The following is a 24187-nucleotide window of genomic DNA, read 5'->3' as shown; positions in this document are numbered from 1 at the left end:
CCCCCTCGCCCCTCACGGACGTATCAGTGGTGGACCGCTGTCCCCACGTCACCCACACTTTATAGACACGGCACAGCGCTCTTCCGGTTGCATGATGCCCCCCTCGGCATCACTTCATGGACGGGGCCCTCGCCCCGCACCGCGGCAACCGGTTTCCCGGACCCCCCAACAGCCGCGAATCCGCGGCAACTCGAAGAATCCAGGTTCTACGGTGTTCATCATGATCGCAAGACGCGAAACACGGTGTACACCGGTCATACGCGCCCATTGTGGCCCCTGGGGGAGGCCCGTGGGGCCGATGTTCCGTACGTGTGGCGGGAGGGTTCCGCTCACCGGGCGCGCGGGGGATTCCGGCCAAAAACCGACGGGCTCCTCGCTCGCACGAGAAGCCCGTCCTGTCGGTGCGCCGCCAGGGACTCGAACCCCGGACCCGCTGATTAAGAGTCAGCTGCTCTAACCAACTGAGCTAGCGGCGCGCGCTGACGATCCAACTTTACAGGACCCCGGAGGGTGCTCCCGACCACCGGCCACCGGAACGTCCCCCGGGCCGTCCCCCGCCCCGGCCTCCGGCCTCCGTCCACCGGTCGGCCCACCGCGCGTACACCATTCGGACCGTCAACATGCGCGTGACGAAGACGGTTGCGAAACTGCCGTCGTGCACAGGCGCGGAGTTTTTCGACGACAGTGTGAGGGGCCACGCATGGAGTCACCGGTGTTCGAGGAATTCGATCCGGCGGGCGACTGCGACTGCCCCGGCTGCGTTCACTGGCGGCGCGTCCTGCCGCATTCCCCGGCCGGCCGTCCCCTCGGTCATCCGGCGGCGGACCGGATTCCGGCCGCGGCGGCCACGGCGACCGGCGCGCACGCGGCGCCCGCCCTCGCCGCCCCGTCCGCCGCCGGGCGGCCCGCAACCCCGGCCGTTCCCTCCGTTCCCGCAGGTGACGGGCCTGACGCCACCCAGGTGGCGAGGACTCCGCTGCACGGTCCAGGCGGTCGGGCGGCCCCGCCCGCGTGCCCCGCGCAGGCGTCCGCGACCACCCGCGCGTCCATCGTCGAGCGGGCCCGGGAATGGGTCGAGGAGAAGGTCCCGTACAGCCTTTCCCCCTACTGGTCCGACGGTTCCCGGCGGGACCGTTCGGGTCATGTCTCGGCGGCGTGGGGCCTGCCCGGAAACGAATGGACCGGAAGTCCCGGAAAGTACGCGGAGGGAAACGCCGAGGAAAACACCGAGGGCGAACTCCGGCCGGATGACGTGCCGGTGCCGCACCATCCGGCCGGCCCCCACGGGAAATCCCGCATCGTCCCCTTCGGCGGCCGGGCGGACGCCGGGCGCACCTCCTGCGCGGCCCACCGGCAGGCCCGTCCGCACACCCGCCGCACGACCGCGCCGTACGCCCACCGGCACGACCCCGCGCGCCGCGTCCCGTACCGCCACAAGGGCGTGACCGGGACGGCGGCGGGCGCCGGGCGGGAGGTCGCGGGGCCGTCCGCCGCGCCGGGCCGGACCCCGTTCCCCGGAACGGCGTACTTCGGCCCCGGCGCCCACAACCGGTACGTCACCGAGCTCGGCCGCATGCTCGCCGGCCGCGACGGGGCCCGTTTCCACGCCGTCGGTCCCGGACCGCGCTGGACGGACGCGGACCGCAGGGCGACCCGGGCGTTCCGGCGGGCCCAGGGCCGGCGGGGCGCCGCCGCGGACGGGCTGCCGGGGCCGCTGACCCGGGACCTGCTGGTGACCGGCGGGGGCAGGGACATCCCGGCCGGAGCGTCCGGTCCGCCCGCGCCCGCACCGCCCTTCGCACCCTCCTCGCACGGGGTGCCGGGTTGTCCGGGCCGGGCGCTGCTGCGGCCGGGCGCCGACGACGCCCATGTCGCCCGGCTGGGGAGGCGGCTGGTGGAGAAGGGGTTCGGCCGGTACTTCACGCGGGAGCCGGGGCCGCGCTGGAGCGAGGAGCACCGCCGCGGGGTGGAGGCCTTCCAGCGCGCCCAGGGCCGGCGCGGCGGCGCGGCGGACGGCCACCCGGGCCCGGAGACCTGGCGGCGGCTCTTCTCATGACCCAGGGGCCCACGACCCACCGGACCCGGGCCCGACCATCCCCGACGTGACGCATCTGGCGCGGAGGCTGGAGGCACGCATGACCACGACCACTTCCCCCGTCCCCGAGTCCGGGCCGCCCGCGGCCGGTGCCGCGGCGCCCCGGCCGGTCCGGCTCATCCACACCGAGTCCACCACCGAGATCCCGGTCCACATGCTGTTCCGCGACGACCGCGACGACTCCGACCCGGCGCCGGTGCGACTGCGGCCCGCGGTCGTCAGCCGCCGGCCGGGCGCGGAGGAACAGCCGGGAGAGGGGGCGGAGGAGCGGCCGGGACCCCGGCGCCCGGCCGCCGTGCGGACCCGGCCGCCGGTACGGCCCCGGTCGTCCGTGCCCCGGGTGGACCCCGAGCTGGTGGAGCGGTCCGCCCGGGTGCTGCCCGGCCCCGTCGGGGTGCTCGCCGGGGTGTGCGGGGCGGCGGGCTGCGTGGCCACCTCGTGGTGGGCGGGGGTGCTGCCGCCGCTCGCAGCCGAGGCGCTCGGGGGCACGGCGCACGGCGGCGCGGCCGGGCTCGGCCCCGCGCAGTGGGCGGCGTACGCGGCGGCCGGCACCCTCGGGCTGTTCGGCTTCGGCGGGCTGGCCCGCGGACAGACCGGGCGGGCCTGGGTGCTCGGCCTGTTCGGCCGCTACCGGGGGACGGTCCGGCGGACCGGACTGCTGTGGGTCAACCCGCTGCTGCTGCGCCGCCGGGTCGACGTGCGGCTGCGGCACTGGCGCAGCGAGCCGGTGCCGGCGGCCGACCGCAGCGGGGTGGCGCTGCGGGTGGTCGTGCTGGTGGTGTGGCGGGTGCGGGACACCGCGCGGGCGACGCTGGTGGTCGAGGACCACGAGAGGTACCTGCGCGAGTGCGTCGAGGCGGCGCTGCTCCGGGTGCCGGTGCCGGCGCCGGGCGCGGGGCGCGGAGCGACGGACGCGGCGGAGGACGCGCTGGCCCGGCTGGTGGCGGCGGACACCGCGCCGGTGGGACTGGAGGTGTTCGCGGTCCGGCCGGTCCGGGTGGAGTACGCGCCCGAGGTGGCCGCCGCGATGCACCGGCGCCGGATCGCCGCGCTGGACGCCCAGCACCGGGCGAGCGTGCTGACCTCGGTCGTGGACTCGGTGGAGGACACGGTGACCCGGCTGACCATGCGGGGGCTGGTGGAGCTGGACGACTACGAGCGCAAGGTGCTGGTGAAGGACCTGACGGTGGCGTTCTGCGCGGGGCGGGGGGAGACGGCGCCCTGAACGGCCGGGGAACGGGTTCTGTGATTGGTATGGACATGCCTAGTCCGCGTCCCTACTCTGTGACTTGGTCTAGACCTACCTGCACGGCTCACTGATCTCCCCCACGTTCACCAGGAGCGGCAGCATGCGCACACGGACCAAGCTGTACGCAGCCGCGGTGGGACTGGCCACGACCGGAGCGCTCGCGCTCTCCTCCGGTGGTGCCAGCGGCCACGGCTACACCGACCTGCCGGTCAGCCGGCAGAAGCTGTGCCAGAACGGCACGGTGACCAACTGCGGCGCCATCCAGTGGGAGCCGCAGAGCGTCGAGGGACCGAAGGGCTTCCCCGCCTCCGGCCCCGCGGACGGGCAGATCTGCTCGGCCGGCAACACGCGGTTCGCCCAGCTCGACGGCCCGAGGACCCCGTCGGGCGGAGCCTGGCCCACCACCCGGGTGTCGGGCGGCCAGAGCTACACCTTCCGGTGGCAGTTCACGGCCATGCACGCCACCACCGACTTCCGGTACTACGTCACGAAACCGGGCTGGAACCAGAACCACCGGCTGTCCCGGTCCGACCTCAACCTCACCCCGTTCCTGACGGTGCCCTACGGCGGACAGCGGCCGCCGCAGACGCTCTCGCACAGCGGCCGGCTGCCGTCCGGGCTGAGCGGGCACCACGTCATCCTCGCGGTGTGGACGGTCCACGACACCGGCAACGCGTTCTACGCGTGCTCGGACGTCACGTTCTGAGCGTCTCCCCGGGTATCGGACCGGGCGTCGCCACGGCAACGCACAAGGGCCTCTCGTTCCCACGAGAGGCCCTTCGGTGTGCGCCGCCAGGGACTCGAACCCCGGACCCGCTGATTAAGAGTCAGCTGCTCTAACCAACTGAGCTAGCGGCGCATGACTCCCGCCGTCCGCTTCCCGCGGCCGGCGACGAAGTAAATACTACCTGGTCCCGGGGGATGCTCCCGACCACCACACGGTGAACGGGCCGGTCCTAGATCGTCAGCGAGAGCAGCACCGGGGCCGCGTTGCGGTTGAGGGCGTCCGCGGCCCGGCGCAGCCGGTGGGCGTGCCGGACCGGCAGGGACAGGGCCAGGCAGCCCACCGAGGAGCCGGCCGTGATCGGGACGGCCGCGCAGACCGTGCCGACCGCGTACTCCTGGAGGTCCAGGACCGGCACGGTGGGCGGCTGCGCCTCCAGCCGGGAGAGCAGCAGCGTGTCGCTGGTGATGGTGCGCGAGGTGAGCCGGGCCATCTTGTGCCGGGCGAGGTGGTCGCGCCGGCCGTCGTGGTCGAGCTGGGTGAGCAGGCTCTTGCCGACCGCGGTGGCGTGCGCCGAGCAGCGGAAGTCCACCCACTCGTTCACCTTCGGGGTGGCCGGACTGTCGGCGTACTGGGTGACCTTCACCTCGCCGTCCACGTACCGGCTGATGTAGACGGCGGCGCCCACGGAGTCGCGCAGCCGCTCCAGGGTGTGCTGGAGCTTGTCGCGCAGGGCCTCCTCGTGGCCCTGGGCCGTGCCGAGGCGGGCGAAGGCCTGCCCGGTGACGTACGCGCCGTCGGCGGCGTGCTCGACGTAGGCCTCGCGGCGCAGCATCCGCAGGAGCGCGGTCAGCCGCTCCGTGCCGAGGCCGGTCTCGCGGGCGAGTTCGGTGTCGGTGACTCCTGTGGTGCGCCGCGCCACCGCCTCCAGGACGCGCAGGGCGTCCTGGACCGAGTGGTGCGGGGCGGTCGGCTCGTGCCTCAGCGCCACGGTTTCCCCCTGCGCTCGCTCTTGGGCCGCAATCCGGTCAGCGAATCCCCTCCACGATAGCCGTCGAGCGGCTCCGGGGAAGCGGGGGTTGACAAGTCCGCGGCCCTCTCAACTGCGCGGCAGACCCTCTGACATATGCCAAAGGCACGCGCCAGAGCGGGGACCTGGGACGTCGGCCCGCACACGCCCCGTGGTCACAGGACCGCGCTGAGGAATTCCCGCGTCCGGTCGTGCTCGGGCTCGCTGAAGATCTTCTCCGGCGGACCCGCCTCGATGACCCGGCCCGAGTCGAACATCAGCACCTGGTCCGAGATGTCCCGGGCGAAGTTCATCTCGTGGGTCACGCAGAGCATGGTGATGTCGGTGGAGCGGGCGATGTCCCGCAGCACGTCCAGGACGCCCGCGACCAGCTCCGGGTCCAGCGCCGAGGTCACCTCGTCCAGCAGCAGCACCTGCGGCCGCATCGCCAGCGCCCGCGCGATCGCCACCCGCTGCTGCTGGCCGCCGGACAGCTGCGCGGGGTGCTTGTCGACGTGATCGGTCAGCCCGACCATCTCCAGCAGCTCCCGGGCCCGCTCCTCGGCCGCGTCCTTGGACAGGCCGAGCACGGTGACCGGGGCCTCGGTGATGTTCCTGAGCACCGTCATGTTCGGGAACAGGTTGAACTGCTGGAACACCATCCCGATCTTCTTGCGGACCTCGCGGACCTGCTTCTCGGGCGCGGGGAACAGCCGCTCCCCGTCCACGGTGATCGTGCCCTCGTCCGGCTTCAGCAGCGTCATCAGCAGCCGCAGGATCGTGGTCTTGCCCGATCCGGACGGCCCGATCAGGGTGACGTGCTTGCCGGCGTCCACGGAGAAGTCCAGGTGGTCCAGGACCGTGTGGTTCCCGAACCGCTTGGTGACCTGCTCCAGGCGGATCAGCTCGCCCGTGCTCCTCGGGCTCTCGGGCTTCTTGTCGAACGGGGCGTGGGTGTCAGTGGACAAGGCGTCGCTCCAGGGCTCGCAGGGCAAGGGAGGCCAGGTAGGAGATGACGATGAAGGCGAAGCCGATCACCGTCAGGGGCTCGGTGAACTGGAAGTTCTGCTGGGCGAACAGCCGTGCCTCGCCGAGCATCTCCAGCACGGTGACGGCCATCAGCATCGGCGTGTCCTTCAGCATCGAGATGACGTAGTTGCCGAGCGCGGGCACCACCCGGCGCACGGCCTGCGGCAGGATCACCGCGGTCCACGTCCGGCGCAACGGCAGGTTCAGCGCCGTCGCCGCCTCCCACTGGCCCACCGGCACGGCCTCGATACCGGCCCGGTAGACCTGCATCGTGTACGTCGAGTAGTGCAGACCGATGGCGAAGACGCCGGTGGTCAGCGCGGAGAAGGTGATCCCCCACTCCGGCAGCACGTAGAACAGGAAGAACAGTTGCACCAGCAGCGGGGTGTTGCGGACGAACTCCGTCACCGCCCCGACCGGCCAGGTCACCCAGCGCGTCGGCACCCGCATCAGCAGCGCCCACACCAGACCCAGCGCGAACGAGATCAGCGAGCCCAGGACCAGGATCTGCAGGGTGACCAGCAGGCCGTCCCAGAAGTGCGGCATGAAGTCGGCGACCGCGCTCCAGTCCCACTTCATCAGACCGCACCTCCCACGTTGGTGGTCTCGGGCCGCTTCAGCTCCACGTCCGGCTCACGTGCCGGAGCCTTGCCGACCCCCGCCTTCAGCTTCCTCTCCAGCCCGCGCATCAGACGGGTCAGCAGGAAGGCGATCACGAAGTAGATCAGCAGGACGTACGTGTAGATCTCCGCGCTCTCCTGCAGCGCCAGGCGCACCAGGTGGGCGCTGAACGCCAGGTCGCCCATGCCCATGATCGACACCAGAGCGGTGCCCTTGAGCAGTTCGACCAGCAGGTTGGAGAACGGCGGGATCATCTCCGGCACCGCCTGCGGCAGCAGGATCAGCTTCATCCGCTGCCAGGGCGTGAAGCTCAGCGCGATGCCGCCCTCGCGCTGGGCCGGGTCGACCGCGGCGAGGGCGCCGCGCACGATCTCCGAGCCGTACGCCCCGAAGGTCAGGCCGAGCGCCAGCGTGCCCGCCCACAGCGGCACCAGCTGCCAGCCGAAGGCCGGGGGCAGCACGAAGAACACCCAGAAGATCATCACCAGGGCCGAGGTCCCGCGGAACACCTCGGTGTAGAAGCCCGCGAGGAAGCGGACGATCCACAGCCGGTGGGTGCGCGCGACACCGGCCACGAAGGACACCGCCGTCGCCAGCAGCGCGCTGAGGACGAGCAGCTGGATCGTGACCCAGACGCCCTGCAGCACCAGTTCCCAGAGTCCCGAGGTCATCCGCCGCAGAGCTCCTTCGCGGTCATGTCCGTCATCTCGTCCTCGGTGAAGCCGAACGGCTTGAGGATGCGGAGCAGTTCACCGCTCTCCTTGAGCGCCCGCAGCTCGGCGTTGAAGGCGTCCCGCAGCTTCGTCTCGGTCGGCCGGAAGGCGAAGCCGCCGCCGTCGACGTGCGGCTCGCCGTCGACGATCGGCTTGAACGGCTCCGTGACCTCGGCCTTGTTCGACTTCTTCACCACCTCGCGGGTGGTGAGCGCGGTGCCGGCGAAGACGTCCGCGCGTCCGGCCTCCACGGCGTTCAGCCCGGCGACCTGGTCGGGGACGATCAGGATGTCGCCCTCCGCGTACCCGGCCTCGACCGCGTACGCGATCTCCGCGTACCCGGTGCCGGTGGCGAACCGCGCCTTCTTCTCGACGACGTCCCGGTAGTCGTGCAGGCCCAGCGGGTTGCCCTTGCGGACGATGAACGAGTCGAGCATCTGGTAGTCGGGGTCGGAGAAGATGACCTGCTCACAGCGCTCGGGGTTGATGTACATCCCGGCGGCCACGACGTCGAACTGCTGGGAGTTCAGCCCCGGTATCAGCGACCCGAACTCGGTCGGCACGGGCTGGACCCGGTCCACACCGAGGCGCTTGAAGATGACCTTGGCCAGCTCCGGCGCCTCACCGGTGAGCTCGCCGTCCTTGTCGATGTAACCGAACGGGATCTCGCCCGCGATGCCCAGCCGGGCGACGCCCGCCGCCCTGAGCCGGTCCAGCAGGTCACCGCCGTCCGCGCTCGCCTCGGTGGGCACGCGGGAGCAGCCCGCGGCGCCCAGCGCGCCGAGCGCCGCGACCCCCGCGAGCAGCGATCGACGTGAGGGTCCGGAGGTCTCCCGGCGCCGTCTGTAGGGGTGAAGTGGTGGAGCCATGGCGGCGCGGCTACCCGAAGCCATGCGAGTTATTCCGGCCAGTTTCGGCCCCGCGCGGCGGTCGGGCGTCTTGACCGGCGCGGGACGATGGGGGACACGGCTGACCGATGTCACGAGGCCGCGCTGGTCAAGCGCGCAGTCGCGGGCACGGCCCGGCTGCTTCTCCTTCGCGGGCGCCGAGGTGGGCACGCGGGCCTACGGCTACGACCGCGAGGTCCGCCCCGGCACCACGGTCGTGGACCCGGCCCTGTTCCACGAGCGCAACGACCTGCTCCCCGACGGCGACGTCGGCTGGGTCCCCGGCACCGTCTGGGGGCAGGTGGTGGAGGGCCCGGCGGAGACGGCCGACGCCTGCAACGACCTGTGGCGCACCGGCGCGGCGGGGGAGACCCTCAGCCTCCGCCGGGCGTGGCCCCCGACGCGGGCACCCCGGCCTCGTAGAGCGCGTGGGCCGCGCGCAGCACCAGGGCGTCCCGGTGGCGGGCGGCCACCAGCTGGAGGCCGACCGGCAGTCCGTCGGCGTCGGTGCCGACGGGGACGGTCGCGGCGGGCTGCTGGGTCATGTTGAAGGGGTAGGTGAACGGGGTCCAGCCCGTCCAGCGGCGGTGGCCGGACCCCTTCGGCACCTCCGCGCCCGCCTCGAACGCCGTGATCGGGAGCGTGGGGGTGACCAGCAGGTCGTAGCGCTCGTGGAAGCGGCCCATGCGGCGCCCCAGGTCCACGCGGACGTCCACCGCGGCCAGGTAGTCCAGCGCCGAGTACCGGGCGCCGGCTCCGCAGATCTCCCGCAGCCCGGGGTCGAGCCGTTCCCGCTGCTCCCGGGTGAGGCGCTGGACCACGCGGGCGGCCCCGGCGAACCACAGGGTGTGGAAGGCGTCCACCGGGTCGGCGAGGTCCGGGTCGGTCTCCTCGACGTACGCGCCGAGCCCGGCCAGCCGCTCCACCGCCCGCCGGACCGCCGCCGCGACCTCCGGCCGCACCGCCACCTGCCCGCCCAGCGACGGCGAGTACGCCACCCGCAGCCCGCGCACCCCGCCCGCCAGCCCCGCGGTGAAGGACTCCGGAGCCGGTCCGAGCGCCGACCAGTCGCGGGAGTCGGGCACGCCGATCACGTCCATCAGCAGCGCCGCGTCCGCCGCGTCCCGGGTCATCGGACCGACGTGCGCCAGCGTCCCGAACGCGCTCGCCGGGTAGAGCGGCACCCTCCCGTACGTCGGCTTCAGCGCGAAGATCCCGCAGAACGCCGCCGGGATGCGGACGCTGCCGCCGCCGTCCGTGCCCAGCGCCAGCGGCCCCGCGCCCCGCGCCACGGCCGCCGCCGCGCCCCCGCTGGAGCCGCCGGCCGTACGGGTCGGGTCGTGCGGGTTGCGGGTGACGCCGCTGAGCGGGGAGTCCGTCACGCCCTTCCAGCCGAACTCGGGGGTCGTCGTCTTGCCGAGGAACACCGCGCCGTGCTCCCGCAGCCGGGCCACCGAGGGCGCGTCCTCGTCCCAGCGGCCGCCCGCCGGGTCGATCGTCCGCGAGCCGCGCAGGGTGGGGGCGCCGCGCAGCAGCAGGATGTCCTTCACCGTCACCGGCACCCCGTCCAGCAGCCCGCGCGGCTCCCCGCGCCGCCACCGTTCCTCGGACGCCCGGGCCTGTTCCAGCGCGTCCCCGGCGAGCAGGCGGACGAACGCGTTCAGCTCCGGCTGGACCTCCTCGGCCCGCGCCAGCGCCGCGCGGGTGGCCTCCACCGGGCTGAACTCGCCCCCGCGGTAGCCGTCGAGGAGCCGTACGGCGCTCAGCTCGGTCAGGTCGGCGGCCTCGGTGAAGTCGGTCATCCACCCTCCTGGTGACGTCAGTGTCCGGGTACGTATCCGCGCTGCTTGTCGACCACGTTCACCAGCGGCCTGCCCGCCGCCCACAGCTCGTACAACTCAACGAACTGGTCGGCGAGTTCGTCCCGCCAGCCCACCGTGTCCCCGCTCATGTGCGGCGACACGACCAGCCCCGGGACCTCCCACAGGGGGCTGTCGGGGGCGAGCGGCTCGGCGGCGAAGACGTCCAGCGCCGCGCCCGCGATCCAGCGCCGCCGCAGCGCCTCGGCGAGCGCCTCCTCGACGACCAGCTGCCCGCGGCCGACGTTGACGAAGTGGGCGGAGGGCTGCATCACGCCGAAGCGGCGGGCGTCGAACATGCCCCGGGTCCGGTCCGTGAGGGGCGCGGCGGAGATCACCCAGTCCGCGCCGGCGATCAGCCGGTCCAGGTCGTCCGGCCCGTGCACGCCGGTGCGCTCGGCGCGGCCGACCAGGGCGGTGGTCACGCCGAGCGCCGTGAGCGTGCCGGCGATCGCCCGGCCGATCGGCCCGGAGCCGACGACGACGGCCCGCGTCCCGGCGACCCTGCGGGTCTCCCGGTGCCGCCAGGTCCGCTCCCGCTGGAACTCCAGGGTGCGCGGCAGGTCCTTGGCGAAGGCGAGGACGAGGGCCGCGACGTACTCGGCGATCGGCCGGTCGAAGATCCCGCGCGCGTTGGTGACCACCGTGTCGGAGGCGGCCAGTTCCGGACCGAGCAGGTGGTCCACGCCGGCGCTCGCCGTGTGCACCCAGCGCGGACGGGGGCCCTCGCCGGGCCACGCCTCGCGCACCGCGTGGGAGGTGAAGTCCCACACCAGCAGCACGTCCGCGTGCGGAAGACGCTCGGCGAGCGTCGAGGCGTCGGCGTGCTCGATCCGGACCCGGCCGGTGAGCCGGCCGAGGCGGGGGAGCGGATCGGCGTCCAGGACGAGCAGTGTGGGGACGGTCATGGGCCGCCGTGCCTCCGGGATGGCCGGGTGTCCTCCAGGAGCGTTCCGGGAGTGTTCCGGGAGTCTGAGATGCGCGGATCGCCCACGCTCGCACCCGGACCTGCCTCCGTCAACACGGGCGCTCCCCCGATCCGTTGCGTGCCCGTCTCCCCGCGTGAGGCCGGCGCTGACGTGGACGTCTCCTTCCTCGGCGGACCGGGCCCGCAGCGCGGTGCCGGCGCCGTCGCCCCCTTCGGCTTCGCGCTGGACCGCGAGCTGCGGCGCCGGGTCCCGGACGAGGTGCCGCTGCACCTCACCCGGACGCCGTAGGTGCCGGTCGGGGTGAGCCTCGACCTCGCCCGGCTGGTCGGCGAGCGCGCGGCCCCCGGGGACGCGGTGCGCACGCCCACCGCGGTCGCGCCCGAGGCCGTCGCCTACGCCCGTACGTCGGGCAGCTCCGCCGGCGGCGTCGTGGGCGAGCGCGCGGTGAGCGAGGCGGTGAGCCGGGCCGGCGCGGCGGACGCGCCGTTCCCCTCCTGCACCAACCCGCCGACCTGCGACGTGATCCCGCAGCTCGAGGCGGAGCTGCGCATACCGGTCATCTCGGCCAACCAGGTGACCGTGTGGGCGGCGTTGCGCCGATTGGGTACTCGGGCGGTGGGACCGTATCAGGCGCTGATCGACAGGTCGGCGCGCTCCGGGACCGTACTGCCGGGCCAGACGTCCGGCGCCGTACCGCCGGAGGAAGAGAAGCAGCAGGAAGGCTGGTCATGACCGCACTGGGATTCCTCTACCCGGGCCACTCCGCCGAGGACGACTACCCGCGCATCGAACAGCTGCTGGGCAGCGACGTCCGGGTGGACCTGGTGCACACCGACATCGGTGAGGACGCGCGCCGGGTGGACGCGCTGCGGGAGATGGGCTCGCCCGAGCGGCTGGCGGCCGGGCTGCGGGACCTGCGGCTCTCGGGCGCCGACGCCGTGGTGTGGGCCTGCACCAGCGGCGGTTTCGTGCACGGCTGGGACGGCGCCCACGAGCAGGTGCGCTCCCTGGCCCTGGCGGCGGGCATGCCCGCGTCGTCCACGTCCTTCGCCTTCGTGCACGCGGTGCGGGAGATCGAGGCGCGGCGGGTCGCCGTCGGGGCCACCTACCCGGACGACGTGGCCGCGCTCTTCGCCGACTTCCTGCGGGCCGGCGGGGTGGAGGTGACGCGGGTGCGCGGCTCCGGGATCGTCACGGCGGCGGAGGTCGGCACCTGGGGCGAGGCCGAGCTGTTCGCCCTGGCCCGCGGGGCCGACACCCCGGACGCCGAGGCGCTGCTCCTGCCGGACGCCGCCCTGCACACGGTCGCCCACATCCCGGCCCTGGAGAAGGAGCTGGGCAAGCCGGTCCTCACCGCCAACCAGGTCACGGTCTGGGAGTGCCTGCGCCTGGCCGACCGCCGGGTGAACGCCCCGGAGCTGGGCGCGCTGTTCACCAGGGAGCCGATCGTGCAGGTGTGATCGTGCGGACGTGACCACGCGGGTGCGGCCGGTGGCCGTCGCCGGTACAACCTCGACCCGGTCATGACGGTCTTGCTCTCGTGATCTTGTGCCGTTCCCGGGCACAGGACGCTGGACACGGGAGAGAGCATGCGAACCACCGCCGTACGGCGTACCGTCCTGACCGCTTCCGCGGCCGCCCTCGCCCTGGTGGTCACCGCCTGCGGCGGGAGCGACCGGGACGGTGGCGACACGAAGGCGAAGGACGGCGGGTCCGGCAAGCCGGCGGCGAAGGCGCTGACCGCCGGCGAACTGGAGAAGCTCGTGCTCACCACCGCCGACCTCGAGGACCACGAGGTCCGCAAGCCGGGGAAGGACGACGTCTTCGCGCCCGGCTCCGTCTCCGCCGAGCAGGCCGAGTGCGAGCCCGTCGCCCGGGTGCTGTCGGCCCAGCCGGCGGGCGAGCCGGCGGCGAGCGCCCAGCGCCTCGTCACCCAGGAGTCCGCGGCGGCCGGGAAGGGCCTGCCCTCGGTGGAGGAGCTCGCGGAGATGACGGAGGAGGAGGCCGAGGAGGCCGCGCTCGCCTCCCTCGACATCACCAAGACGATGACCTCCCTGTGGTCCTACGACGCCGACGGCGCGCAGCGCACCCTCGACACGCTGAGGGAGGCCGGCGAGAAGTGCGCCGGGGGCTTCGCCATGACGGCCGACGGGGAGAAGCAGCAGATCACCAAGGTCACCGAGGAGAAGCTCGCCGCCGGTGAGGACGCCGTCGCCTGGACGGTGGGGACCGAGCTGGACGGCACCCCCGCCGAGACGAAGGTCGTCGTCTTCCGGCAGGGCACCACGCTCGCCGGATTCTCGTCCTTCAACATCGCGGCGGTCGGCCGGGGCGAGGCGTTCGGGCAGCCGACCGCCGTCATCGAGGCGCAGGAGGCCAAGCTCGGCTGATCCGCGCCCTGCCGTGCGACCGGGGCGGCGCGCTCGCCCCGGTCCGCGCGGACGCGGCGGACACGGAAGAACCCCGGTCCCGCGGGAGCGGGGCCGGGGTTCTCGTCGAGCGCCGGGCAGGCCTTGCACCTGCATCTCCCCACAGGAAGTGGGGCGTCTTTCCTTGGACCACCAACGCATTGCCGACCACCGGGTGTTGTTCCCGTGACCAGGCAGGATGATCATACCGCAGGACCGGCCGACGCGCACACGCACGCCCGCACCCGGTCGACCGTGACGCGTGGCCGGAGGGAACGGAGGGGAATAACCGGGGGCGCCCTCCCGTTGCGTCGTGAGCGAACGTCGCACCCGACAGGAGGCACCACCACCATGGCCGCAGACACCGCAGAGGAGATCCGGGGCACCGCCCACGGCACCGCACCCGTCCCGCTCTCGGTGCTGGACCTGGTGACCGTCGGCGCGGGCCGGACCGCGAGCGACGCCCTGCGCACCAGCGTCGCCCTCTCCCGCCTCGCGGAGTCGCGCGGCTACCACCGCTACTGGGTCGCCGAGCACCACTCCATGCCGGGCGTGGCCTCCTCGTCCCCGGCCGTGATCCTGGCCCACCTCGCCGCCCACACCGACCGCATACGGCTCGGCTCCGGCGGCGTGATGCTGCCCAACCACGCCCCGCTCGTCATCGCCGAGCAGTTCGGCACCCTGGAGGCCATGGCCCCGGGGCGGATCGACCTCGGCCTCGGCCGCGCCCCCGGCACCGACGGCGCCACGGCGGCCGCCCTGCGCCGCACCGATCGGCTGAACGAGGGCGCCGACGACTTCCCCCAGCAGCTCGCCGAGCTCACCCGCTTCCTCGACGACGACTTCCCCGACGGACACCCCTACGGCCGGATCCACGCCGTCCCCGGACCGGTGCAGGCCACCTCGCCCGGCGGGGTGCAGTCCCCGCACCGCCCGCCGATCTGGCTGCTCGGCTCCTCCGGGTTCAGCGCCCGGCTGGCCGGCATGCTCGGTCTGCCGTTCGCCTTCGCCCACCACTTCTCGGCGCAGAACACCGTTCCCGCGCTGGACCTGTACCGCGAGACCTTCCGGCCCAGCGAGGTCCTCGACGCGCCCTATGCCCTGATCGGCGTCTCCGCGCTCGCGACCGAGGACGAGAAGGAGGCCCGCCGGCAGGTGCTGGCCGCCGCGCTGAACATGGTCCGGCTGCGCACCGGCCGCCCGGGCCTGGTCCCCACCCCCGAGGAGGCGGAGGCGTACCCCTTCACCCCCATGGAGCGGGAGTTCGTCGACTCCTGGAACGCCAACGTCGTCCACGGCACCCCGGACGAGGTCCGCGCCGGACTGGACGACCTGCAGAAGCGCACCGGCGCCGACGAGCTGATGATCACGGCCAACGCGCACAGCGGCGAGGTGCGGCTGCGCTCCTACGAACTCATCGCCGACTCCTACGGGTTGCCGGCCCTCGACTGAACCCCGGGCGTGCCCAGCAGCTCGGAGATGCGGTCCGGCGGCACCGGACGGGAGTACAGCCACCCCTGGCCGGTGTCGCACCCGATCCGGCGCAGCCGGGTGGCCTGCGCCGAGGTCTCCACGCACTCCGCGGTGACCGTGAGGCCGAGCCGGTGGGCGAGCTGGACCATCGCCTCGACGATCACCTCGTCGGCCGGGTTCGGCAGGGCGGCGGCGCGCTCCTCGTACCGGAAGCCCCGGACGAAGGAGCCGTCCAGCTTCAGCACCGACACCGGCAGCCGGCTGAGGTAGGCCAGGTTCGAGTAGCCGGTGCCGAAGTCGTCGATGGCGATGCGCACACCCATGTCGCTGAGCGCCTTCAGGGCCTGGAGCGGCCGGCCGGAGGAGCCCATCACCGCCGACTCCGTCAGCTCCAGCTGGAGCAGCTGCGGCGCGAGGCCCGTGTCCGCCAGGGTCCCGGCGACGTCCGCCACCAGGTCGGAGTCCCAGACCTGACGGACCGCCACGTTCACGCTGACGAAGATCGGCGGCTCGTCCGGGTGCTCCTCCTGCCAGCGGCGGGCCTGGCGGCAGGCGGTGCGCAGCACCCAGCGGCCGAGCGGCACGATCGAGCCGTCCTCCTCCGCGAGTCCGATGAACCGATTCGGCGTCAGGGTGCCGAACCGCGGGTGGTTCCAGCGGAGCAGGGCCTCCACACCGTGCACCCGGTCGTCCTCCATGCCGACCAGCGGCTGGTACTCCAGCGCGAACTCGCCCCGTTCGATGGCCGGGCGGAGGGTGGAGGCGAGGGCCTGACGGGTCACCCGGTGGGCGTTGCGCTCCGGGTCGAACAGCGTCCAGCGGGCCTTGCCGTCGGCCTTCGCCCAGTACAGCGTGGTGTCGGCGGCCTGCATCAGCGCGGTGGGCGTGGTCCCGGCGGCGTGCCGCTCGACCACCCCGATGGACGCGGAGACCGACAGCCGCTGGCCGGAGAGGTCGAAGGGGGCCTGGATCGCCTCGAGGACCGACTCGGCGAGGTCGGCGAGCTGCTCGGTGCCGGTGGAGTCCTCGACCAGCAGGGCGAACTCGTCCCCGCCGAGCCGGGCCACCAGCGGGGTGCCGGCCCTGGTCCGGCCGGCCTCCTGCGCGCAGCGCGCCAGGCGCTCGGCGACGGCGGCCAGCAGCCGGTCGCCCACGTGGTGGCCGAGGGTGTCGTTGACGGCCTTGAACCCGTCCAGGTCCAGGTAGCACAGCCCGATCCGGCCGCTGCCGCTGTGTTCGTACGACTCCGCCTCCAGGGCGGCCGTCAGCCGTTCGAAGAACAGGGTGCGGTTGGGCAGCCGGGTCACCGGGTCGTGCATCCGCGAGTGCCGCAGCCGCGCCTGGAGTTCCCGGCGGGCGCTGATGTCGGCGACCGAGAGCAGCACGCCCCCGTCGTCGGCGGGCAGCGGGGCGACCGTCACCCGCACCCACAGCGTGTGCCCCTCGGGGTGCTTCAGCCGGCGCGTGCAGCGCAGCTTCGCCCGCCGTCCGCGCAGCACCTCGCGGTAGGCGTGCCAGACCCGGGCGTCGGAGGAGAGGTCCACCAGATCGGCGGCGACGGCCCCGGTCAGGGTGTCCGGGTCGCCGCCCAGCAGGGTGGCGAGGCCGGCGTTGGCACTGACCACCGTGCCCTCGCGGTCGACCACGGCCATGGCGAGCGGCGCGACCGCGAAGGCGGCGCGGTACGCCGAGGGCGGGAGGGGCGGGGGAGGCGAGGAGGAGGCGGAGGACGACGGGAACGACGGGGGCGACGGCGATGACGGAGAGGGCGGGGGTGGCGGGGACGCGGTACGGGAAGACGTGACGGTCTCACTCTCTGTGACGACTGGCCGGTCGAGATCCGTTGCGGGCGCCGGCCCTTCGGACGTTCCGCTCACCGCTCGCTCCCGCAGTGCACTCGTTCGCTGTCCGTGCAGGAAAGTCTGCCGATCATAGAGGCCGACGTCAGGCCCTTCCAGACACTGTCCGGCCTCCGGGGCGCTCCCGCATCTCTTCCTGATCGTTTCCGTCCGCCGATGGACGGCTTCGACAGGCCTCCGACCAGTTGTGACGTTCCGTGAGCGGTCGGGGTTGCCCGGGGACCCCGGGGACCGGCCCCGGCGGGAAGGCCCGGCTTTCTCACCCGTCCGGTGCAACTGAACAGGGCGAAATACGACAAACACACACACTCTGGGTGCGGTGTCCCGCGAACCGTCTCCCGGAGGTCCCCGTGCCGCGTCAGCTCCCCCTGAGAGGACGAGGACTCGGCCGGGAAGCCCTCCGGGGACTGAGCCGTCCGGGTGTACGGCCCCGGCTGCGCAGCACGGCGGCGATGTGCACCACCATGTCGGCGCTCGCGGCGACCTCGATGGTGACCGTCCCCACCGCCTCCGAGCCCTTCTCCGCGGCGCCCTGCGCCCTGACCCGCACCGACGCGCACCACTCCGAGGGCCTGGACACCTGGAACACCGCCTATCCCCGCCCGGCCCGCCGGCTGGACGCGGTGATGGTCTTCCTGTCCTTCCCGGACTCCCACCCCCTGACCACGCCCGAGGAGCTCGCCGCCGACCACTTCCCGGCCACGAGCGACTTCTTCCGGCGGGCCTCCTACGGCAGGTTCACGCTGCGGCCGCACGCCCTGCGCCACTGGATCCGGATGCCGCGCCCGTCCACGGCGTACGCCATACGGCGCGACTGGTCCGTCTCCGACCGGGCGGCCTACCTGCGCGACGCGCTCGCGGTGACCGACGGGCAGGTCGACTTCTCGCGGTACGACATCGTGTACCTCGTCGCCGACCCGGACGCGCCGGGCGTGGACTCCGACGCCACGAAGGTCGTCAACCTGGACACCCCGCTGCGGGCCGACGGCACCGACATCCGCCGGGTCGTCACCGTCTTCGAGAACCACCCCCCGGACCGGCTGGTCCTCGCCCACGAGACCGGGCACGTCTTCGACCTGCCCGACCTCTACCACCGGCCCGTGGACGGCAAGGGCGACTGGGACACCCACGTCGGCGACTGGGACCTGATGGGCAGCCAGTTCGCCCTCGCGCCCGACCTGTTCGGCTGGCACAAGTGGAAGCTGGGCTGGCTGGAGCCCCGGCAGGTGCGGTGCGTGCAGGACGCGGGGCCGGTGCGGCTGACGCTGGAGCCGCTGGGGGCGGGGCCGGGGGTGCCGGTGACGGGCGCGGCCGGGACGCCGTCCTTCGGGCTCGGCCGGGGCGTCAAGCTCGCGGTCGTGCGCACCGGGGCCGACAGCGTGCTCGCCTTCGAGGTCCGCGGCCCGGTCGGCAACGACGCGGCGGCCTGCCGGCCGGGGGTGCTGGTCTACCGGGTGAGCAGCGGCACCCAGTCCGGCGGCGGCCCCATCGAGGTCGTCGACGCCCACCCGCACACCGAGGCCTGCTGGGGGGACTCGGTCTACCCGCCCCTCGCCGACGCCCCGGTCGCCCTCGGGGAGAGCTTCACGGTGCCGGGTGAGTCCGTACGGGTGGAGGTGGAGGGGCGCACGGCGTCGGGGGCGTGGACGGTGAAGATCACCACCCGGTGATCGCCGGCGGGACGCGCGCACGAGAAAGACCCCCCGCTCTCGCAGGAGGCCTTCCCGTGTCGTGCGCCGCCAGGGACTCGAACCCCGGACCCGCTGATTAAGAGTCAGCTGCTCTAACCAACTGAGCTAGCGGCGCCTGCTGACGTCGTAGACATTAGCATCCTGGTCGGCGGGAGGAAAAATCGATATCCGCACGGCCGCGCGGGCCGCCCGTACGGCCGCCCAGAGCAGCACCTCCGGGCCCGGCAGCCAGGGGTGACGCGTGTCCGGGGCGACCAGCCAGCGCGAGCCGGAGCGGGCCGGGGCGGCGGTGGCCGCCCCGCCGGAGAGGGCCGGGACCGTCACCGCGTCGCCGGTCCCGTGGCACAGCAGCGGCGGGACGGCCCCCGTGCGGCCCCGCCGGCGGCCGTGCGCGTCCCACTCCTCCCATTCCAGCAGGGCCGGCAGCCGCTGGGCCGTCCCCGGCGCCGCGAACAGCAGCATCCGGCCCCGGAACTCCGCCACCGGCCCGGAGCCCGGCCCCTCGTCCCACATCCGGTCCAGCATCCGGCGCCCGAAGACCGCGGGCGTGCTCACCACGTCGAAGACCGCACCGCAGGGCAGGACGACCGGAGCGTCCGCGCGCTCCGCCTAGTGCGCGAGCGTGCTGCGCGGATACGTTCCTGCCGAGGCGAGCCAGGCGGCACCGTCCGGGGTGACGCCGCTGATGCCGGAGGCATTCCGTGTGCTCCTCATGACGCACAGGTCTACCGGCCGTGAGGGAGCGGTCCCCCGGGGTCGCCGGAATCCGGGACGCGGTGCCGGGGGAGGCGGTATCGTGCCCGCCTGGCACGTGCCACGCCTGTTCGAGCAGGGGCCGGCGGTGTCGGGAGGATCACATCGGGTCGACGTCCCCCCGGCCCTCCCCGTCGCGCATCAGGTCCCGCCCGAACTCGATCATCTTCTTCGTGTAGTCCTCGGTCCACTCGGCGTGCTCCGCGATGTCGGCCGCCGTCAGCCGGTCGAAACGCCGGGGGTCGGCCAGCTGGGCCGCCGCCATCGCCTGGAACTCCGTCGCCCGGTCCGCCGCGGCGCGGAACGCGAGCGTCAACTCCGTCGCCCGCTCCAGCAGCGCGCGCGGATCCTCGATCGACTCCAGGTCGAAGAAGTGCTCGGGGTCGGCGGCCGCCGCCGCGGGCTCGAACAGCAGGGGCGCGGGGCGTAGCCGCGGTTCGTCCCGACGCGGCGTGGGCTCCGCCATGGTCTCTCCCTCTCGTACGTCGCGATCGGCCCCCAGGGAAGTGGGCCACCGTCCATTGTCCCGCGCCCCCGCAAGAGGGCCTCGCCCCTCCGCCGGGCGGCGTTCCCCGACCGGCTCCACCGGTACGACCGCCACCGGCCCCGCACCGGCACCGGTGGCGGAGGGCTCCGCCGCAGAGCCCCTCACCCCGGTGCGGTCGGTGACGACGACCGCACCGCCGGGAGCGGCCTCGTCACCCCGGCCGCGCAAGGCCGGGCCGCTCACTGACGGCACACCCCCTCACGCCCGGGCGCCGGACTCCGTCCGGCGGGTCGGGGGGTGCCGCGTCGACCGCCTGCCCGGGGGCGTGCCGGAGGGGCGGTCAGGGCCGCCAGGCCACCCGGTGCTCCGCCAGGTGCGCCAGCACCGCGTGGTTCGCCTCCCAGCCGTCCGGGAACTTCACCAGCGTGCCCAGCTGGACCGGTTCCGTGGACGGGTAGTCGTCCAGCAGGTCGCCCACCCCCTCCCGGCACACCACGATGCACGCGTGCCGGTGCCGGGAGGCGAGGACGCACAGCCGGCCCGTCTCCAGGTGGAAGGCGGTGGCGTCGGGGCGGCCGGAGAGCGGGTGCAGGACCACCGTGACGTCGTACTCCCGGCCCTGCAGGCGGTTCGCCGTGTCGACCGTGACCTCCGTCACGCCCAGCTCCGCGAGCGCCGCCCGCACCGCCGCCGCCTGGTCCCGGTGCGCGGTGCCGACGGCGATCCGGTCGGCGGTCAGCGGGACGGGGTCCGGTGACCGCTCGGACACGGCCGCGCCGCCGCGGTCCAGCAGCCTGCGCACGACCGTCGCCACCGCCCGCACCGCCTCCGGGTCCGTGCGCGGGGTGTGCCGGGCGGGCAGCTCCAGCAGGCCCCAGCCCGACTCGGCCGCCTCGTCGATCACCCGGTCCGGACCCGAACCGTCCGACGGGACGCCGAGGGTCAGCCTGCGGTCACCGTGACCGGTGCCGCTGCGGAACGGCGTGTACGGGTAGAAGGCGTCGGACACCAGGGGGGCCGCCGATGCCGGGAGCCGCCACGACACCGGCAGCCGGTGCTGCGGCAGCCCGGGGTTGTGGGCGAGCAGCGTGGTCACCGCCGACGCGGAGGGGTCGTACGACAGGCCCGCCCACTGCTCGCTGCCCACGACGGAGAAGGGGTCCAGCTGGCCCGGGTCGCCCACGAACAGCGCCCGCTCGAACAGGTTGGCCACGGCGAGCAGCGCGTCCGAGCGCATCTGGTACGCCTCGTCCACGATCGCGTGCTCCCACGGTTCGACGCCCTTGACGTGCGCCCACTTCGCCGCCGTGGAGAGCACCACGCCCAGGCCGACGAGATCGGCCGCCTTCGCCGACGTGCGCACGTTCTCCAGCGCGTCGAGCGCCTTGTCGTACGGGTCGGTGTCGCTGCTGTGCAGCCGGCCCACCGGCAGGTCGGGGTTCTTCTCGGCGAGCCGCAGCACCAGGTCGTCGACCTGCGCGTTGGTCTGTGCCACCACCATCAGCGGACGCCCCGCCTCCGCCAGCTCCAGCGCCGCCCGCACCACCAGCGTGGACTTGCCGGCGCCCGGCGGGGAGTCGACGACGACACCGCGCGTGGCACCGCGCAGGGTGTCGCGGAGGATCGCGTCGGTGGCGCGGCTCGCGGCGGCACCCGGGTCGAACACGGCCTGCTGGGCAGGGGCGGTCACAGCACGTCCTCCTCGGTCACCGGATCGGCGGGCTCCGGTACGGCCTCCTCACCGGGCGGACCGCCGTGGGTCCACGGCGTCTCCTCCGGGTCGGGCAGCTTCGCCCCGCCGCGCGGTTCGTGCTCGAACAGCGTGAAGCACACGCGGTCGCCCTTCTCCGGAACCGATCCTTCCTCCGGTTCCTTGCCCCGGCCCATCCTGTCCATGACGCGCAGGACGACCAGACCGTCCTCCGGGCCGGTCTCGTAGCCCACGAACTCCGCCGTCTGCGGCTTCCCCCCGAGCGACCGGTACGCCCGTGCCCGCTCCCCTAGGTGCGGGCGGTCGTCCGTGCGGACGGTGACCAGCGGGCGGGGGCTGGGCCGCTTGCTCTCGCTGTACGCCATCACCACGTCGACCACCTCGCCCGCGAAGGCCTCCCCGGCCAGCCGCCGGCCCGCCATCACCAGCGGGTCGTCCAGGGCCTCCTGGGCCTCCAGCCGGGTCTGCTCCCGCTCGCGCACGGCCAGCTTGTTCGCCGCGGTGACCGCGTCGTCGCGGCGCGGCTGCGGCGGCTCACCGGCCAGCACCCGGTCCCGGTGACCGGTGAACGACCAGCGGTCGCGCGTCCACCGCTCCTCGACGCGCGCGCCCGGAGGCAGCTCCCGCAGCAGGTCGAGGCCGTGCCACACCGCGTCCCAGGTGGGCCGCGTACGGCTCTCCACCAGCGCGCGGATCTCCCGCTCGGCGGCGGTCAGGGCGCCGAGGCGGTCGTCGGCCTCCAGTCCGTCCTCCGCGGCGGCGAGCGCGGTGCGGGCCCGGTCGTAGCGCTCGATGGCCGGGGCGAGCAGCCTGTTGTCGAACGCCGGGTCGGTCGCCGGGCCCGCGGGCGGGCACACCAGTTGGCCGTCGGCGTCCCGCGCGAGCTCGGCCTCCTGCGCCGCCTCGGCGCCGGAGCGCCCCCCGGGCGGGGCGATCCAGGCGAGCAGCGCCCCCAGGTGCTGGTCCTCCAGCGTGGACTGCCCGGTCGCCCAGTGCCGGCCCAGCAGGTCGGTCATGGCCAGCAGCAGCGACGAGCCGGGCACCCGGGCCCGCTCCCCGAAGTGCGTCAGCCACCGCCCCAGCAGCGGCACCCGGGGCGGCGCCGGGAACGGGGCCTCCGGGTCCTGCTCCGCCGTGCGCCTGAAGCGCATGGAGCGGCCCAGGAGCCGTACGAAGTCGACGCCCGCCCGGCTCGGCACGATCAGCTGGGGCGCGTCCGCGCACAGCTCGACCTCGACCTTGACCCGCTTGCCGGTCTCCGGGTCGGTCTCGGCGCGCTCGGCCGCCTCCACGGCGTCGGCGAACCCGTCGACGTACGGCAGGACCACGTCGGCCAGTTCGGCGAGGAAGGCGGACCTGAGGTCGCGGTCGCGCGGCTGCGGGACGACCAGCAGCCGCGGCGCGTCCCGGTCGGTGCCCACCAGCGCGCCGAGCGGGGCGCCCGCCTCGCCGGCGGTGGTGAGCGGGACGAACACCAGCGGCCGCTCGGACAGGTGCCGGTGCCGGACGGTGGCGACGGGCTGGGCGCGGCCGGTGCTGACGGCCTCGAGGCGGGCGAGGGTCGCGATCAGCGACAAGGGGACACCTCCCGGACGGCGGTGGGGGCGGCCGCGCCCGCGGCGCCCAGCGCCTCCGCGCGCAGGGCCGCGGCCCTGCGCAGTGCCGCCACCGCCGGGTCGTCGGGGTCGCCGGCCCGGCCCCGGGCCGCCGCCAGCACGTCCTCGACCGTGGTGAGGCCGCCCAGTTCGGCGCGGACCGGGCGGCCCAGGGAGGTCACCGCGCCGGCCGCGCGGGAGCGGTCCCGGCAGTGGAAGGCCAGTTCGCACGCGGACAGGCACTCCGGCGCGTAGGTCGCCGGGACCGACTCCACGGCCGCCGCCAGCCGCTCGGCGGGCAGTTCCGGCGAGAAGCACGTGCCCTCGGGGAGCGTGTCGGCGATCTCCTCGATCCGGGTGAGCCGGGACAGCTGACGGGCCGTCACCGCTCGCTGCTTGCGCACGTCCACGGCGGACGCGGTGGGCAGGTTGGAGAAGTCCTTGGGGCACACCAGCAGGATCCGGTGCCGTACGCGCGGGGAGGGGGCGAGCGCGCCGGCCACCTTCTCCAACGCCAGGACGTACACCGCCGCCTGACGGGCCGCCGCGCCGACCTTCGCCGGGTCCGCGGCGCCGTCCAGCATCGGGAAGGACTTGATCTCCACGACCGTCCAGCTGCCGTCCGGGTGCACCACCACCGCGTCCGGCTCCAGGAAGGCGGGGGAGCCGGCGACGTCGAGCGCGAGCATCGGGTGGTCGAGCAGCGTCCAGGTGCCCGGGGTCGCGGCGGACTCCTCCGCGGCCTCGCGCAGCGCCAGTCTCGTCCGCTCCAGACGCCCCTCGGGACCGGAGGCGGTCAGGTCGGGCACCCGCGCGGCGGCGGGCGGTTCGGCCGCGCGGTCCAGCTTCTCGTGGGCCAGCCGCAGCAGTTCCGTGCCGCCGTCGGCCTTGACCTTCGCCTCGAACGCGTTGCCCCGCACGAACGCGAACTGCGACTGCCCGAAGACCGACGGCGCACCCAACGCACCCGCCAGCGCCGCCTTGTCCACCCCGGCGCCGTCGAGGATCGCGCGCCGCCTGCAGCCCGGGTTGGCGGCGAGGGCGGCCAGGGCGCGCGCGTCCAGCGCCTTGGCCGGGACCTCGGGACCGCGCAGC

19 protein-coding genes, 3 tRNA genes and 3 pseudogenes are annotated in these 24187 nt (G+C 74.1%); 9 read left to right on the top strand and 16 right to left on the bottom strand.

Features of this window, described 5'->3' with window-relative positions; genetic code table 11:
• Positions 1-402 precede the first annotated feature (402 nt).
• Positions 403-476: transfer RNA gene (locus FHS37_RS25305), tRNA-Lys, on the bottom strand.
• Between the two features lie 224 nt (positions 477-700).
• Here FHS37_RS25305 and FHS37_RS25300 point away from each other — a divergent pair.
• From FHS37_RS25300 to FHS37_RS25290, 3 genes are all read left to right on the top strand, one after another.
• Complete coding sequence (locus tag FHS37_RS25300; RefSeq protein ID WP_184825171.1) at positions 701-2056, top strand: peptidoglycan-binding protein; 1356 nt, start codon at positions 701-703, stop codon at positions 2054-2056.
• 79 nt (positions 2057-2135) lie between these two features.
• Positions 2136-3320, top strand: a complete 1185-nt coding sequence (locus FHS37_RS25295; protein WP_184825168.1) for an SPFH domain-containing protein — start codon at positions 2136-2138, stop codon at positions 3318-3320.
• A 124-nt stretch (positions 3321-3444) separates the two neighbouring features.
• A complete protein-coding gene (locus tag FHS37_RS25290) occupies positions 3445-4050 on the top strand; it encodes a lytic polysaccharide monooxygenase auxiliary activity family 9 protein (RefSeq protein ID WP_184825166.1) in 606 nt (201 codons plus the stop codon).
• Between the two features lie 79 nt (positions 4051-4129).
• Here FHS37_RS25290 and FHS37_RS25285 read toward each other — a convergent pair.
• The 6 genes from FHS37_RS25285 to ehuB form a co-directional block, all read right to left on the bottom strand.
• Positions 4130-4203, bottom strand: a tRNA-Lys gene (locus FHS37_RS25285).
• A gap of 97 nt (positions 4204-4300) precedes the next feature.
• Positions 4301-5059 carry an IclR family transcriptional regulator gene (locus tag FHS37_RS25280; RefSeq protein ID WP_184825164.1) on the bottom strand — a complete coding sequence of 253 codons (759 nt, stop codon included), beginning with the start codon at positions 5057-5059 and terminating at the stop codon, positions 4301-4303.
• Between the two features lie 194 nt (positions 5060-5253).
• Positions 5254-6045 carry an ectoine/hydroxyectoine ABC transporter ATP-binding protein EhuA gene (ehuA, locus tag FHS37_RS25275; protein WP_184825162.1) on the bottom strand — a complete coding sequence of 264 codons (792 nt, stop codon included), beginning with the start codon at positions 6043-6045 and terminating at the stop codon, positions 5254-5256.
• The gene (gene ehuD, locus FHS37_RS25270) at positions 6035-6685 is read right to left on the bottom strand and encodes an ectoine/hydroxyectoine ABC transporter permease subunit EhuD (protein ID WP_184825160.1); all 651 of its coding nucleotides are present in this window, start codon (positions 6683-6685) and stop codon (positions 6035-6037) included. The genes ehuA and ehuD overlap by 11 nt, the downstream gene beginning before the upstream one ends.
• On the bottom strand, positions 6685-7398 hold the full coding sequence (gene ehuC, locus FHS37_RS25265) for an ectoine/hydroxyectoine ABC transporter permease subunit EhuC (RefSeq protein ID WP_184825158.1): 714 nt from the start codon (positions 7396-7398) through the stop codon (positions 6685-6687). Before ehuC ends, ehuD begins: the two co-directional genes overlap by 1 nt.
• Positions 7395-8309, bottom strand: a complete 915-nt coding sequence (gene ehuB, locus FHS37_RS25260) for an ectoine/hydroxyectoine ABC transporter substrate-binding protein EhuB (protein ID WP_184825156.1) — start codon at positions 8307-8309, stop codon at positions 7395-7397. Before ehuB ends, ehuC begins: the two co-directional genes overlap by 4 nt.
• Before the next feature lie 160 nt (positions 8310-8469).
• Here ehuB and FHS37_RS25255 point away from each other — a divergent pair.
• Positions 8470-8718 (top strand): annotated as a pseudogene (locus FHS37_RS25255) (DUF3830 family protein); the annotation flags it as partial.
• Here FHS37_RS25255 and FHS37_RS25250 read toward each other — a convergent pair.
• On the bottom strand, positions 8702-10129 hold the full coding sequence (locus tag FHS37_RS25250) for an amidase (RefSeq protein ID WP_184825154.1): 1428 nt from the start codon (positions 10127-10129) through the stop codon (positions 8702-8704). The pseudogene FHS37_RS25255 and the gene FHS37_RS25250 sit on opposite strands and share 17 nt — an antisense overlap.
• Positions 10130-10146: 17 nt before the next feature.
• Positions 10147-11094, bottom strand: coding sequence for a D-2-hydroxyacid dehydrogenase (locus tag FHS37_RS25245; protein ID WP_184825152.1), 948 nt, complete (start codon positions 11092-11094; stop codon positions 10147-10149).
• 171 nt (positions 11095-11265) lie between these two features.
• Here FHS37_RS25245 and FHS37_RS39835 point away from each other — a divergent pair.
• The 4 genes and pseudogenes from FHS37_RS39835 (at position 11266) to FHS37_RS25220 (ending at position 14975) form a co-directional block, all read left to right on the top strand.
• A pseudogene (locus tag FHS37_RS39835) lies at positions 11266-11847 on the top strand (aspartate racemase/maleate isomerase family protein).
• Entirely contained in the window at positions 11844-12575 is a 732-nt protein-coding gene (locus FHS37_RS25230; RefSeq protein WP_184825146.1) for a maleate cis-trans isomerase family protein, read from the top strand. Before FHS37_RS39835 ends, FHS37_RS25230 begins: the two are co-directional and overlap by 4 nt.
• Positions 12576-12704: 129 nt before the next feature.
• The gene (locus FHS37_RS25225) at positions 12705-13505 is read left to right on the top strand and encodes a hypothetical protein (RefSeq protein WP_184825144.1); all 801 of its coding nucleotides are present in this window, start codon (positions 12705-12707) and stop codon (positions 13503-13505) included.
• Between the two features lie 369 nt (positions 13506-13874).
• Complete coding sequence (locus tag FHS37_RS25220) at positions 13875-14975, top strand: LLM class flavin-dependent oxidoreductase (protein WP_184825142.1); 1101 nt, start codon at positions 13875-13877, stop codon at positions 14973-14975.
• On the opposite strand, the gene FHS37_RS25215 is transcribed toward FHS37_RS25220, so the two are convergent.
• Entirely contained in the window at positions 14951-16873 is a 1923-nt protein-coding gene (locus FHS37_RS25215; protein WP_184825140.1) for a putative bifunctional diguanylate cyclase/phosphodiesterase, read from the bottom strand. The genes FHS37_RS25220 and FHS37_RS25215 overlap by 25 nt on opposite strands.
• Positions 16874-17307: 434 nt before the next feature.
• Between FHS37_RS25215 and FHS37_RS25210 the strand changes: the two genes are divergently transcribed.
• Positions 17308-18525 carry a M6 family metalloprotease domain-containing protein gene (locus tag FHS37_RS25210; RefSeq protein ID WP_184825138.1) on the top strand — a complete coding sequence of 406 codons (1218 nt, stop codon included), beginning with the start codon at positions 17308-17310 and terminating at the stop codon, positions 18523-18525.
• Positions 18526-18587: 62 nt separating this feature from the next.
• Here FHS37_RS25210 and FHS37_RS25205 read toward each other — a convergent pair.
• The 6 genes and pseudogenes from FHS37_RS25205 to FHS37_RS25180 all read right to left on the bottom strand — a co-directional run bounded on the left by FHS37_RS25205 (position 18588) and on the right by FHS37_RS25180 (position 24186).
• Positions 18588-18661: transfer RNA gene (locus FHS37_RS25205), tRNA-Lys, on the bottom strand.
• A pseudogene (locus FHS37_RS25200) lies at positions 18652-19260 on the bottom strand (hypothetical protein). The gene FHS37_RS25205 and the pseudogene FHS37_RS25200 overlap by 10 nt, the downstream one beginning before the upstream one ends.
• Before the next feature lie 139 nt (positions 19261-19399).
• Entirely contained in the window at positions 19400-19765 is a 366-nt protein-coding gene (locus FHS37_RS25195) for a DUF8844 domain-containing protein (RefSeq protein ID WP_184825136.1), read from the bottom strand.
• Between the two features lie 361 nt (positions 19766-20126).
• Positions 20127-21476, bottom strand: coding sequence for an AAA domain-containing protein (locus FHS37_RS25190; RefSeq protein ID WP_184825134.1), 1350 nt, complete (start codon positions 21474-21476; stop codon positions 20127-20129).
• Positions 21473-23074 (bottom strand): amino acid adenylation domain-containing protein, encoded by a 1602-nt coding sequence (locus FHS37_RS25185; RefSeq protein ID WP_184825132.1) that lies wholly within the window; start codon positions 23072-23074, stop codon positions 21473-21475. The genes FHS37_RS25190 and FHS37_RS25185 overlap by 4 nt, the downstream gene beginning before the upstream one ends.
• Positions 23065-24186 carry a hypothetical protein gene (locus FHS37_RS25180; protein WP_184825475.1) on the bottom strand — a complete coding sequence of 374 codons (1122 nt, stop codon included), beginning with the start codon at positions 24184-24186 and terminating at the stop codon, positions 23065-23067. Before FHS37_RS25180 ends, FHS37_RS25185 begins: the two co-directional genes overlap by 10 nt.
• Between the last annotated feature and the right edge of the window lies 1 nt (position 24187).

The organism is Streptomyces griseomycini (genome assembly GCF_014203535.1).
Taxonomy (GTDB): Bacteria; Actinomycetota; Actinomycetes; order Streptomycetales; family Streptomycetaceae; genus Streptomyces; species Streptomyces griseomycini.
Note: the sequence above shows the minus strand (reverse complement) of the source record. Positions and strands in the feature narration are given on the sequence as shown.

Coding starts and splice junctions, on each gene's coding strand:
- FHS37_RS25195 (WP_184825136.1), bottom strand. CDS start 19,765: ATGGCGGAGCCCACGCCGCGTCGGGACGAACCGCGGCTACGCCCCGCG.
- ehuD (WP_184825160.1), bottom strand. CDS start 6,685: ATGAAGTGGGACTGGAGCGCGGTCGCCGACTTCATGCCGCACTTCTGG.
- FHS37_RS25220 (WP_184825142.1), top strand. CDS start 13,875: ATGGCCGCAGACACCGCAGAGGAGATCCGGGGCACCGCCCACGGCACC.
- FHS37_RS25290 (WP_184825166.1), top strand. CDS start 3,445: ATGCGCACACGGACCAAGCTGTACGCAGCCGCGGTGGGACTGGCCACG.
- FHS37_RS25225 (WP_184825144.1), top strand. CDS start 12,705: ATGCGAACCACCGCCGTACGGCGTACCGTCCTGACCGCTTCCGCGGCC.
- FHS37_RS25245 (WP_184825152.1), bottom strand. CDS start 11,094: ATGACCGTCCCCACACTGCTCGTCCTGGACGCCGATCCGCTCCCCCGC.
- FHS37_RS25210 (WP_184825138.1), top strand. CDS start 17,308: ATGTGCACCACCATGTCGGCGCTCGCGGCGACCTCGATGGTGACCGTC.
- FHS37_RS25300 (WP_184825171.1), top strand. CDS start 701: ATGGAGTCACCGGTGTTCGAGGAATTCGATCCGGCGGGCGACTGCGAC.
- FHS37_RS25250 (WP_184825154.1), bottom strand. CDS start 10,129: ATGACCGACTTCACCGAGGCCGCCGACCTGACCGAGCTGAGCGCCGTA.
- FHS37_RS25230 (WP_184825146.1), top strand. CDS start 11,844: ATGACCGCACTGGGATTCCTCTACCCGGGCCACTCCGCCGAGGACGAC.
- FHS37_RS25295 (WP_184825168.1), top strand. CDS start 2,136: ATGACCACGACCACTTCCCCCGTCCCCGAGTCCGGGCCGCCCGCGGCC.
- ehuC (WP_184825158.1), bottom strand. CDS start 7,398: ATGACCTCGGGACTCTGGGAACTGGTGCTGCAGGGCGTCTGGGTCACG.
- ehuB (WP_184825156.1), bottom strand. CDS start 8,309: ATGGCTCCACCACTTCACCCCTACAGACGGCGCCGGGAGACCTCCGGA.